The organism is Streptomyces antimicrobicus (assembly GCF_020532625.1).
Classification (GTDB): Bacteria; Actinomycetota; Actinomycetes; order Streptomycetales; family Streptomycetaceae; genus Streptomyces; species Streptomyces antimicrobicus.
This window is the reverse complement of sequence record NZ_JAJAUY010000065.1, coordinates 22,432-32,916: the sequence shown is the minus strand read 5'-3', so window position 1 is coordinate 32,916 and position 10,485 is coordinate 22,432. Positions and strand designations below refer to the sequence as shown.

The window sequence follows — 10,485 nt, the reverse complement described above, 5'->3', positions numbered from 1 at the left end:
CGGCGGCACCGCCTCCGGGAGCCACCGGGGCCATGGGGTGCGCCTCGGGCCCCGGCACGTAGCCCAGGGCGGGCGCTCCGGGCGCACCGGCACCAGCACCGGCACCGGCGGCCAGGGCGAGACCGCCCCGCTCCAGCCGGTCGAGCCGGGCCTGGAAGGAGCGCTCGTCGTCGAAGGCGGCGGGCAGCAGCACCCGCGCGCAGATCAGCTCCAGCTGCAGGCGCGGCGAGGTCGCGCCGCGCATCTCGGTCAGACCCGCGTTGACCAGGTCGGCCGCGCGCGAGAGCTCCGCCGCCCCGAACACCGACGCCTGCGCCTGCATCCGCTCCACGACGTCGGCCGGGGCGTCGATCAGCCCCTTCTCCCCGGCGTCCGGCACGGCGGCGAGGATCACCAGGTCGCGCAGCCGCTCCAGCAGGTCGGCGACGAAGCGCCGCGGATCGTTGCCGCCCTCGACGACCCGGTCGACCACCTCGAAGGCCGCCGCGCCGTCGCCCGCGGCGAAGGCGTCCACGACGGCGTCGAGCAGCGAGCCGTCCGTGTACCCGAGCAGCGCGGTGGCCATGGCGTACGTCACACCTTCACTGCCCGCGCCGGCGAGCAGCTGGTCCATGACGGACATCGAGTCACGCACGGACCCGGCACCGGCCCGCACGACCAGGGGCAGCACCCCGTCCTCGACGGGGATGCCCTCACGGCCGCAGACCTCGGCGAGGTACTCCCGGAGGGTGCCGGGCGGCACCAGCCGGAAGGGGTAGTGGTGGGTCCGGGACCGGATGGTCCCGATGACCTTCTCCGGCTCGGTGGTGGCGAAGATGAACTTGAGGTGCTCCGGCGGCTCCTCGACGACCTTCAGCAGGGCGTTGAAGCCGGCCGAGGTGACCATGTGCGCTTCGTCGATGATGTAGATCTTGTAGCGGCTGCCGGCCGGCCCGAAGAAGGCCTTTTCCCGCAGGTCACGGGCGTCGTCCACGCCACCGTGGGACGCCGCGTCGATCTCGATGACGTCGATCGAGCCCGGCCCGTTGCGGGCGAGGTCGCGGCACGACCGGCACTCGCCGCAGGGGGTGGGGGTGGGACCTTGCTCACAGTTCAGGCAGCGGGCCAGGATGCGGGCGCTGGTGGTCTTGCCACAGCCGCGGGGGCCGCTGAACAGGTACGCGTGATTGACCCGGTTGTTCCGCAGAGCCTGCATCAGCGGGGCAGTGACATGCTCCTGCCCGATGACCTCGGCGAACGACTCGGGGCGGTAGCGGCGGTACAGCGCAAGGGACGACACGCTTACGAGCGTATCCGGGCCCACCGACAACAGCGCCCACCGCAAACACAAGCGCCCCCCACGCACCCGCCAGAGCCCACTTACCCTTGCTGCCTTCCGGCCCTGGGGGAGTTGGGTGAGATAGCGCCACGTGAGGGGCTGACCCCCACCCTAGCGGATCGGGGCCCGAGGAATCGAGTTCGCGAGCACTCCTCAACGTCTTGTATTGTTTGCCGCGGAGGATTCGCCTAGAGGCCTAGGGCGCACGCTTGGAAAGCGTGTTGGGGGCAACCCCTCACGAGTTCGAATCTCGTATCCTCCGCCTCTGCCCATCAGGGCACACGAAGGACCCGACCGCTCAGCGGCCGGGTCCTTCGTCGTTCCCGGACGCAGCTGTCCCCGGCCCGCCCGCCGAGAGCCGCCGCCGGCCGGGCGAAGTTTTTCGGCGGACGTGTCGAAAGCGGCACGGGGTGTTCGACGGACTGGTGAGAGGCGGGGAAGAGGCCCGTCCTGCGAGTCGAGGAGATGACCGAGCATGCCGCGCTACATGACGCTGATCCGGATCGAGGAAGGCGCCGTCCGGTTCGAGGACGCCGACGCCGGGTTCATGGACCGGATGAACGCGCTGATGGAGGAGCTGACCAAGGCGGGGGTGCTGCTGGACACCGCCGGGCTCAAGCCGACCGCCGAGGCCACCCGCGTGACCTGGTCCGGCGGGAGGATCGGCTACACCGACGGCCCGTTCACCGAGACCAAGGAGGTCGTCGGGGGGTACTTGCTGATCCAGGCCAAGGACATGGCCGAGGCGCTGGAGTGGACGCGGCGGTTCCTGGAGCTGCACCCGCCCGTCTGGAACGTCACGTGCGAGGTGCGTGAGCTCGACCAGGGCTGACGGGGACGCCCCGCTGCCGCCGCGCCGCGGCGGCGGGGCGTGCTTGCCCGGCCCTGCCCCGGCTGTTGTGATGGGTGGCCGTGACGGGAGCGAGGGCGGCGGACGCGGCCGCGGTGGTCAGGACGGTCGAGACGGCGTTCCGGATCGAGTCGGCCCGCATCATCGCGAGCGTCACCCGCATCGTGCGTGACGTGGGCCTCGCCGAGGAGATCGCGCAGGACGCGCTGGTGGCGGCGCTGGAGCGGTGGCCGCGGACGGGCGTCCCGGACCGGCCCGGGGCGTGGCTGACGGCCACCGCCAAGCACCGCGCGATCGACCTCGTGCGGCGCAAGGAGACGTACGCGCGCAAGCTCGCCGAGGTCGGCCGCTCGCTGGAGGACATGCCGCCGCCGCCCGAGCCGGCCGACCCGGACGACATCGACGACGACCTGCTGCGGCTGATCTTCACGGCCTGCCATCCGGTGCTGTCCACGGCCGCCCGGATCGCCCTCACCCTCCGCCTGCTGGGCGGGCTGACCACCGGCGAGATCGCCCGGGCCTTCCTGACCTCGGAGGCCACGGTCGCCCAGCGCATCGTCCGGGCGAAGCGGACGCTGGCGTCGGCGGCCGTGCCGTTCGAGGTCCCGTACGGCGCCGAGCGCGAGGCGCGGCTGTCGTCGGTGCTGGAGGTCGTCTACCTGATCTTCAACGAGGGCTACGCGGCCACCGCCGGGGACGACCTGGTCCGCCCGGCCCTGTGCGAGGACGCGCTGCGGCTGGCCCGGGTGCTGGCCGGGCTGATGCCGGACGAGCCGGAGGTGCACGGGCTGGCCGCGCTGCTGGAGCTCCAGGCCTCGCGGATCCCGGCCCGCACCGGGCCCGACGGCGAGCCGGTGCTGCTGGCCGACCAGGACCGCACCCGCTGGAACCGCATGCTGATCCTGCGGGGGATGGAGGCGTTGCGCCGGGCGGGCGGCGGACCGTACTCCCTCCAGGCCGCCATCGCCGCGCAGCACGCGCGCCAGGTCCGCTACGCCGACACGGACTGGGCCGCGATCGCGGCGCTGTACGGGCGGCTGCTGGAGCTGGCGCCGTCGCCGGTGGTGGCCCTGAACCGGGCGGTCGCGGTGGGAATGGCCGAGGGACCGGCGGCGGGGCTGGAGCTCGTGGACGCGCTGGCCGGGGAGCCGGCCCTGAAGGACTACCACCTGCTGCCGAGCGTCCGCGGCGATCTGCTGGAGCGGCTGGGGCGGGGGCCGGAGGCCCGTACGGAGTTCACGCGGGCGGCGGCCCTGACCCGCAACGCCCGGGAGCGGGACCTGCTCCTGCGGCGCGCCGCCCGCGCCGACCCGGCCGGAGCGTGAACCGGCCGAAAGCCTCACCAGGCCGGAAGCCTCACCAGGCCGGAGCCTGACCCGGCGGAGCCTGACCCGGGCCGGAGCGCGACCCGGCCGGAGCCCGGCCCGGCGTCTGCGGCCGCCGACGCGCGCGCCCGCGACCGCCGGGCAGGCAGCGGGCTCGGCCCGCGGGGCTCAGTCCGCCGACATGCTGGGCATCTCGCCCACCGTCGTGCTCATGTCGATGACGGCGAACGCCGCGCCCTGCGGATCCGTCAGGGCGGCGAAGCGGCCGAACGGGCTGTCCATCGGACCGAACTGCAGCCTGCCGCCCAGCTTCTGGGTCTTCGAGACGGCCTCGTCGCAGTCCGGCACCGCGAAGTAGATCTGGATGTACGGGGGCACCTCCGGCGGGAAGTCCTGGTCCATCTTCATCCGGCCCAGCACCGGCCGGTCCTCGCCGCCCTCGCCCCCGCCCCCGCCGGTGACGCTGAAGACCTTGAAGTCCATCCCGGCCGCCTCGGGACCGTCCCCGGCCTCCATGGTCTGCGCCGTGTACGGGAAGACCCGCTTGAGGAAGTCGTCGGCCGCGCCGGGTTCCCTGGTGAAGACCTCCGCCCAGCAGTACGACCCGTTCTCGCCGATCTTCTCGAAGCCCTTGTGGTCGCCGGGCTGCCAGACGCCGAAGACGGCCCCGCTCGGTTCCTGCGCCAGGGCCATCGAGCCGAAGGTGCCGACCTGCATCGGCTCCATCAGGAGCCGGCCGCCGGCGGCCTTGATCTTCTCGGCGGTGGCGGCCACGTCGGGCGAGGCGAGGTACAGGCACCAGGCCGAGGGCATGTCGTCGCTGCCGGGCATGGGCGGGACGACGGCGGCCACCGCCTTGCCGTCGGAGTAGGCCTGGGTGTAGTTGCCGTACTCGCTCGACGCCTCGCCGAAGGTCCAGCCGAGCACCTCGCCGTAGAAGCGCTTGGCCCCTTCGACGTCCTTGAACATGGCGTCCGCCCAGCAGGGCGCGCCCTCCGGGAAATCGGTCATCGTCTGACTCACTCCTCTCCGCTCTCACGCTAGGCGCGCGATGCGCCCCGCGCGCGGCGAACGGGGCGTCCTGCGCGCGGCGCACGCGGCGAGGGGCGAGGCTGGGGGCATGGACATCACGATGCGACTGGCCCAGGACCCGGAGGCCGACGCCCTCCTCTCCCGCAGCCCGCTGGCCGCGCTGGTGGGCATGCTGCTGGATCAGCAGGTGCCGATGGAGTGGGCGTTCTCGGGCCCGTACACGATCGCCCGGCGGCTCGGCTCCGACGACCTGGACGCGCACGCGATCGCCGCGTACGACCCGGAGGCCTTCGCCGCGCTGCTCTCGCAGAAGCCGGCGGTCCACCGCTACCCGGGCTCGATGGCCAAGCGGGTGCAGCAGCTGTGCGCGTACCTGGTGGAGCACTACGGCGGTGACGCGGCCGCGCTCTGGGCCGACGCCGGTACGGGCGCGGAGCTGCTGCGGCGGCTGAAGGACCTGCCCGGGTTCGGCGAGCAGAAGGCGCAGATCTTCCTGGCGCTGCTGGGCAAGCGGATGGGGGTCCGCCCGACCGGCTGGCGCGAGGCGGCCGGCTCGTACGGCGAGGCCGACGTCTACCGGTCGGCGGCGGACATCACCGGCCCGGAGTCGCTGGCGAAGGTGCGCGCGTACAAGCAGGAGGCCAAGGCCGCGGCGAAGGCGGCCCGGCCGACGCCCGCGGGCCGGACCACCAAGACCGCGAAGACCGCCCAGCCGCGTGATTGACCGGTTTCACAGGTGGTCGAATGGCCTCTTCGGACGGTCGGTTGCGCTCCTAGGGTGATCCTCATGAGCGAGCCGAAGACCCCCGCCCACCTGACCCTCCACGCCGACGCCGAGCGCGTCGTCGACGCCCCCGGCAGCCTGATCACCCTGCTCACCGACCAGCCCGGGCTGACCTGCAACACGGCCACCTTCGCCGAGGGCACCGCCGGCGCCCCGGTGCACTTCCACACCCGGGCCACCGAGTTCTTCTTCGTCGTCGACGGCCGGCTCGACGTCCTCGTCGACGACGAGGTCAAGACCCTCGGCAAGGGCGACTTCCTCACCGTCCCGCCGCACGTCAAGCACGCCTTCGCGCCCGCGGCCGGCCACACCGCCGAGGTGTTCGTCGGATTCGCGCCCGGCATGGAGCGCTTCGACTACTACCGCCTGCTCGGCCGGGTGAACGCGGGCGAGGCCACCGTCGAGGACATCAAGGCCTCCTCGCCGGTCCACGACAACCACTACGCCGAGAGCGCCACCTGGGCCGGGCGCCGGCGCAGCGCCGAGGCGTAGACCTCGTCGGCGTCGAGCCGGCGCAGCTCCTCCGCGATCAGCTCGGCATCCGTACGTATCTTCAGCGCGACCTTGCGGTCCAGCCGTCCCGGCAGGACCAGCGTGGCCAGCGAGCCCTGCGGGCGGTCCACCCGGATGTCGCCCTCCGGGGTGGCCAGCCGGACCCGGGTGATGACCGGGCCCTCGGAGGTCACCCGCTCCACCGGCACGCCGAGCCGGTCCTCCAGCCAGCGCGCCAGCAGCTCGGCGCTGGGGTTGTCGGCCTCGCTCTCCACCGCCGCGCGGGAGACCGGCAGGGGCCGCTGGTCGAGCGCCGCGGCCAGCAGCGCCCGCCACGGCGTCAGCCGGGTCCACGCCAGGTCGGTGTCGCCGGGCGCGTAGGTCAGGGCCCGTGCGTCCAGGACGCCGACCGGGTCGGCGTCCGTCTGCGCGTCGGTGATCCGGCGCTGGGCCAGCGCGCCCAGCTCGTCGCGCGCCGGGTCGGCCGGGGCGTCGACGGGCCACCAGGCGACCACCGGCGCGTCGGGCACGAGCAGCGGCAGCACCACCGGACCGGCGTGCGCGGTGAGGTCGCCGTGCAGGCGCAGCAGGACGATCTCGCCGGTGCCGGCGTCGGAGCCCACGCGCAGCTCCGCGTCGAGCCGGGTGCGGCGCAGGGTGTGCGGGCCGCGCGCGGTGCGCCTGACGACCGCGAGGATCCGGCACGGGTGCTCGCGCGAGGCCTCGGAGGCGGCGCGTACGGCGTCGTAGGCGTTCTCCTCGTCGGTGACCACGATCAGGGTCAGCACGAGACCCGTCGTCCGGCCGCCGAGGGCCCGGCGGGCGGCGAGCAGGGCACGGCCCACCTGGCTGGAGGTGGTGTCGTTGAGTTCGGTCCGCATGCCGAGGAGTGTCCCAGCGGCCGGTACGGCGACGGCACCCGGCCGACTCGAATTCCCCTGGAACGACGGCACCTTCGCCATGTCCGCCGCCCCGCACGGGGTCAGCACCGGGTCAGCACCCAGCCGCACAGGGGACGGTGACGAGGCGTCAGCGACGCCGCCGGGCCGTCCCGAAGAGGGAGCGCGAGATCTCCCGCCCCAGCTGCGTCCCCAGGGACCGGGCCAAGGAGCGGAAGATTCCGCTGCCCACGACCTGCTCCGCCAGCGACCGCTCCCGCTCCGGCGCGGCCCGCCCGGCGGACCCGGCCCGCTGCGCGGTCTGCCGGTCGGCCTGCTCCTGCGCCTCCTCGGCGGCGGCAGCGGCCTCCGCCGCGGCCTCGGCGGCGGCCTGCTCGGCGCTGATGCGCTCGTAGGCGGACTCCCGGTCGACGGCCTCGGCGTAACGGGGGTAGAGCAGCGAGGTCTTCACGGCCCGTTCCAGTACCGCCGGATCCAGCGGGCCCATCAGCGACCGGGGCGCCCGCAGTCGGGTGGCCGCGACCGGGGTGGGCGCGCCCTGCTCGCTGAGCACGGTGACGACGGCCTCGCCGGTCCCCAGCCCGGTGAGCAGCTCCTCCAGGTCGTACTCCGAACGGGGAAAGGTCTGCACGGTGGCCCGCAGCGCCTTGGCGTCGTCCGGGGTGAAGGCGCGCAGGGCGTGCTGCACCCGGTTGCCGAGCTGCGCGAGGACGTCCGCCGGTACGTCCTTGGGGGTCTGGGTGACGAAGAAGACCCCGATGCCCTTGGACCGGATCAGGCGGACGGTCCGGGTGACGGACTCCAGGAAGGCCTTGGATGCACCGCTGAAGAGCAGGTGGGCCTCGTCGAAGAAGAACACCAGCTTGGGCCGGTCCAGGTCGCCGACCTCCGGCAGGTCGCCCCACAGGTCGGCCAGCAGCCACATCAGGAAGGTGGAGAACAGCTGCGGACGGTCCTGCACCGCGGGCAGTTCCAGTACGGAGACCAGCCCGCGCCCGTCCGCGGCGGTCCGCAGGAACTCGCTGGTGTCGAACTCGGGCTCGCCGAAGAAGGCGCCCGCGCCCTGCTGCTCGAACGCCGTCAGGGCCCGCAGGATCACCCCGGCGGTGGCCGTGGAGAGCCCGCCGATCCCCTTCAGCTCGGCCTTGCCCCGGTCGGAGACGAGGAAGGCGACGACGGCCCGCAGGTCCTTGAGGTCGATCAGCTCCAGGCCCTTGGAGTCGGCGTAGTGGAAGATCAGCCCGAGCGACTGCTCCTGCGTCCGGTTCAGCTGGAGCACCTTCGCCATCAGCACCGGGCCGAAGCTGGTCACCGTGGCGCGCAGCGGGATGCCCGGGCCCAGGCCGCCGAGCGCGTAGAACTCGGTCGGGCAGCCGGCGGGCTCCCACTCCTGGCCGACCTCGCGGGCCCGCGCGGTGACCTTCTCGCCGGGGGTGCCGGGCGCCGAGACGCCCGAGACGTCGCCCTTGACGTCGGCGAGGAACACCGGTACGCCCTGGGCCGAGAGCTGCTCGGCGATCAGCTGGAGCGTCTTGGTCTTGCCCGTTCCGGTGGCGCCGGCGACCAGGCCGTGCCGGTTGAGCATCGACAGCGGGATCCGGATCTGGTGCTGCGGCAGGCAGGTGCCGTCCCACAGCAGGGCGCCCAGGTCCAGCGCGGGTCCGGAGAAGGCGTACCCGGCGGCGATCCGGCCGGCCGGGGACGGGCTGCCGTCGGCCGGGGGCCGGCCGCTGTCGGCCGGGCGCGGGCCGCTGTCGGCCGCGGGCGCGCCGCCGTCGACCGGGGGCGGGCCGCCGTCGACCGGAGTGGGGCCGCCGTCGCCCGGGGCGGTGCTGTCGCTCATCTCTCACTCCCGAAATAGGCCTCTTTGCCACCTTTCCAGCAACGGCGCGAGGCTGCGCCCGCAGGGTCCGGCCCGGTAGGCTTTCCGTGTGATCTTCAAGCGCATCGGAAACGGGCGGCCGTACCCCGACCACGGCCGGGAAAGCACCCGGCAGTGGGCGGACGTCGCGCCGCGCCCGGTCCGGCTCGACCAGCTGGTGACCACCAAGGGCCAGCTGGACCTCGAGACGCTGCTCGCCGAGGACTCGACCTTCTACGGCGACCTGTTCGCCCACGTCGTGAAGTGGCCGGGCGACCTCTACCTGGAGGACGGCCTGCACCGCGCGGTGCGGGCGGCACTCCAGCAGCGCCAGGTCCTGCACGCCCGGGTCCTGGAACTGGGCTGATTGAGCCTTTCGGGTCAGGCTTGCCCGATCAGCAGATCATTTAGTAGGCATCGTCACAGGGCCGCACTACGCTGCGCCCATGAGCATGCTCACTCCCCCCGGCATGGGCGGAAAGTACCGCGTCACGGGAGCCGCATACCCGCGCATGCGCCGCCCCCGCCGACGTCGTCGCCTCGTGCTCGCCGCCCTCGGAGCGGTCTGCGCCCTGGCCCTGCTCGGGTACGGGACGCTGCAGCTCATCCACGTCTTCCGGGGTGACCCGGAGGGCCGGCCGAAGGCCGCCGGCGCCAAGGACTGCGCCACGCAGCAGCCGGGCGTCAAGGGCAGACCGGCGGTCGCCTCCCCGGCACCGGCCGTCGCCCTCCCGCAGCCCGGCCAGATCACGGTCAACGTCTACAACGCGACCCCGCGCTCGGGCCTGGCCAAGTCGGTCGGCGAGGAACTCAAGAAGCGCGGCTTCGCCGTGGGCCAGGTGGGCAACGCCCCGGCCGACTTCGACAAGAAGGTCAGCGGCACCGGGATACTGCTCGGCTCCCCCAAGACCGACAAGGCCGTGTACTCGGTGCTCGGCACCCAGCTGGCCGGCGTCACCCAGCAGACCGACGCCCGGGAGACCCCCGACGTCGACCTGATCCTCGGTGACGCGTTCACGGAGCTCAGCGCGAAGGCGGACGCGGACAAGGCGCTGGCCGTCCTGGCCCACCCCCAGCCCGCGCCCGCCGCGTCCTGCTGACCGGCGGCGGCCCTACTCGGCCGAGCCGTACATGCGGTCGCCCGCGTCGCCCAGGCCCGGCACGATGTAGCCGTGCTCGTTGAGCCGCTCGTCCACGGCGGCCGTGACCACGGTCACCGGCGTGCCGGCCAGCTCGCGCTCCATGACCTCGACGCCCTCGGGCGCGGCCAGCAGCACCACGGCCGTGACGTCGTCGGCGCCGCGCTTGATCAGCTCCTGGATCGCGACGACCAGGGTCCCGCCGGTGGCCAGCATCGGGTCCACGACGTAGACCTGGCGGCCGGAGAGGTCCTCCGGCATCCGGGTCGCGTACGTGGAGGCCTCCAGGGTCTCCTCGTTGCGGACCATGCCCAGGAAGCCCACCTCGGCGGTCGGCAGCAGCCGGACCATGCCGTCGAGCATGCCGAGGCCCGCGCGCAGGATCGGCACGACCAGCGGGCGCGGGTGGGAGAGCTTCACCCCGGTGGTCGGGCCGACCGGGGTCTCGATGTCCGACGCCTCGGTGCGCACGTCCCGGGTGGCCTCGTAGGCGAGCAGGGTCACCAGCTCGTCGGCCAGCCGCCGGAAGGTGGGGGAGTCGGTGCGCTTGTCGCGCAGGGTGGTGAGTTTGTGCGCGACCAGGGGGTGATCGACGACCTGCAAACGCACAACATCCTCCAAGGCTTCAGCTTCAGGGGTTCCGACCTGCGAAAACGGCCGCAAGTTCGCGACCCACCTACAAGAGGCTACGCGCTGTCGGCCCCTGCCGTGTCCAGGCGCCGTACGCGGTCGCGCACGACCGTGTCCGTGGGGGCGCACGGCGGCGCGCGTGGGGGCGCACGACC

At 73.4% G+C, this 10,485-nt stretch carries 11 protein-coding genes, 1 tRNA gene and 1 other RNA gene; 7 read left to right on the top strand and 6 right to left on the bottom strand.

Annotated elements, in window-relative coordinates; genetic code table 11:
• Both LG632_RS17545 and ffs read right to left on the bottom strand, forming a co-directional pair.
• Nucleotides 1-1,279, bottom strand: a 1,279-nt coding sequence (locus tag LG632_RS17545) for a DNA polymerase III subunit gamma and tau (protein ID WP_226728259.1), incomplete at its 3' end; no start/stop codon positions are given.
• 44 nt (nucleotides 1,280-1,323) lie between these two features.
• Nucleotides 1,324-1,422: signal recognition particle sRNA small type (ffs, locus tag LG632_RS17540), an RNA gene on the bottom strand.
• A 73-nt stretch (nucleotides 1,423-1,495) separates the two neighbouring features.
• Here ffs and LG632_RS17535 point away from each other — a divergent pair.
• From LG632_RS17535 to LG632_RS17525, 3 genes are all read left to right on the top strand, one after another.
• Nucleotides 1,496-1,580: transfer RNA gene (locus tag LG632_RS17535), tRNA-Ser, on the top strand.
• A 213-nt stretch (nucleotides 1,581-1,793) separates the two neighbouring features.
• The gene (locus tag LG632_RS17530) at nucleotides 1,794-2,150 is read left to right on the top strand and encodes a YciI family protein (RefSeq protein WP_226728258.1); all 357 of its coding nucleotides are present in this window, start codon (nucleotides 1,794-1,796) and stop codon (nucleotides 2,148-2,150) included.
• Between the two features lie 80 nt (nucleotides 2,151-2,230).
• The gene (locus LG632_RS17525) at nucleotides 2,231-3,493 is read left to right on the top strand and encodes an RNA polymerase sigma factor (RefSeq protein ID WP_226728257.1); all 1,263 of its coding nucleotides are present in this window, start codon (nucleotides 2,231-2,233) and stop codon (nucleotides 3,491-3,493) included.
• Nucleotides 3,494-3,661: 168 nt separating this feature from the next.
• Here the strand turns inward: LG632_RS17525 and LG632_RS17520 are convergent, their stop codons facing one another.
• Nucleotides 3,662-4,504, bottom strand: a complete 843-nt coding sequence (locus LG632_RS17520; protein ID WP_226728256.1) for a VOC family protein — start codon at nucleotides 4,502-4,504, stop codon at nucleotides 3,662-3,664.
• 109 nt (nucleotides 4,505-4,613) lie between these two features.
• On the opposite strand from LG632_RS17520, the gene LG632_RS17515 reads away from it, so the two are divergent.
• Together LG632_RS17515 and LG632_RS17510 are read left to right on the top strand one after the other, a co-directional pair.
• Nucleotides 4,614-5,249, top strand: coding sequence for an HhH-GPD-type base excision DNA repair protein (locus LG632_RS17515; RefSeq protein ID WP_226728255.1), 636 nt, complete (start codon nucleotides 4,614-4,616; stop codon nucleotides 5,247-5,249).
• Between the two features lie 63 nt (nucleotides 5,250-5,312).
• Complete coding sequence (locus tag LG632_RS17510; RefSeq protein WP_226728254.1) at nucleotides 5,313-5,801, top strand: cupin domain-containing protein; 489 nt, start codon at nucleotides 5,313-5,315, stop codon at nucleotides 5,799-5,801.
• Here the strand turns inward: LG632_RS17510 and opcA are convergent.
• Nucleotides 5,750-6,682, bottom strand: coding sequence for a glucose-6-phosphate dehydrogenase assembly protein OpcA (gene opcA, locus LG632_RS17505; protein ID WP_226728253.1), 933 nt, complete (start codon nucleotides 6,680-6,682; stop codon nucleotides 5,750-5,752). The two genes, LG632_RS17510 and opcA, sit on opposite strands and share 52 nt — an antisense overlap.
• A gap of 148 nt (nucleotides 6,683-6,830) precedes the next feature.
• A complete protein-coding gene (locus tag LG632_RS17500; protein ID WP_226728252.1) occupies nucleotides 6,831-8,543 on the bottom strand; it encodes a helicase HerA-like domain-containing protein in 1,713 nt (570 codons plus the stop codon).
• An 88-nt stretch (nucleotides 8,544-8,631) separates the two neighbouring features.
• Here LG632_RS17500 and LG632_RS17495 point away from each other — a divergent pair, with 88 nt between their 5' ends.
• Nucleotides 8,632-8,928, top strand: coding sequence for a type II toxin-antitoxin system VapB family antitoxin (locus LG632_RS17495; RefSeq protein WP_226728251.1), 297 nt, complete (start codon nucleotides 8,632-8,634; stop codon nucleotides 8,926-8,928).
• Between the two features lie 79 nt (nucleotides 8,929-9,007).
• Nucleotides 9,008-9,661, top strand: coding sequence for a LytR C-terminal domain-containing protein (locus tag LG632_RS17490; protein WP_226728250.1), 654 nt, complete (start codon nucleotides 9,008-9,010; stop codon nucleotides 9,659-9,661).
• Between the two features lie 12 nt (nucleotides 9,662-9,673).
• Here LG632_RS17490 and upp read toward each other — a convergent pair whose 3' ends face one another.
• A complete protein-coding gene (upp, locus tag LG632_RS17485; protein WP_226728249.1) occupies nucleotides 9,674-10,309 on the bottom strand; it encodes a uracil phosphoribosyltransferase in 636 nt (211 codons plus the stop codon).
• Nucleotides 10,310-10,485: the final 176 nt, after the last annotated feature.

What these genes read in the sequence shown, in the direction of transcription:
- LG632_RS17530 (WP_226728258.1), top strand. Translation starts at nt 1,794, where the DNA reads ATGCCGCGCTACATGACGCTGATCCGGATCGAGGAAGGCGCCGTCCGG.
- opcA (WP_226728253.1), bottom strand. Translation starts at nt 6,682, where the DNA reads ATGCGGACCGAACTCAACGACACCACCTCCAGCCAGGTGGGCCGTGCC.
- LG632_RS17490 (WP_226728250.1), top strand. Translation starts at nt 9,008, where the DNA reads ATGAGCATGCTCACTCCCCCCGGCATGGGCGGAAAGTACCGCGTCACG.
- LG632_RS17515 (WP_226728255.1), top strand. Translation starts at nt 4,614, where the DNA reads ATGGACATCACGATGCGACTGGCCCAGGACCCGGAGGCCGACGCCCTC.
- LG632_RS17520 (WP_226728256.1), bottom strand. Translation starts at nt 4,504, where the DNA reads ATGACCGATTTCCCGGAGGGCGCGCCCTGCTGGGCGGACGCCATGTTC.
- LG632_RS17510 (WP_226728254.1), top strand. Translation starts at nt 5,313, where the DNA reads ATGAGCGAGCCGAAGACCCCCGCCCACCTGACCCTCCACGCCGACGCC.
- LG632_RS17500 (WP_226728252.1), bottom strand. Translation starts at nt 8,543, where the DNA reads ATGAGCGACAGCACCGCCCCGGGCGACGGCGGCCCCACTCCGGTCGAC.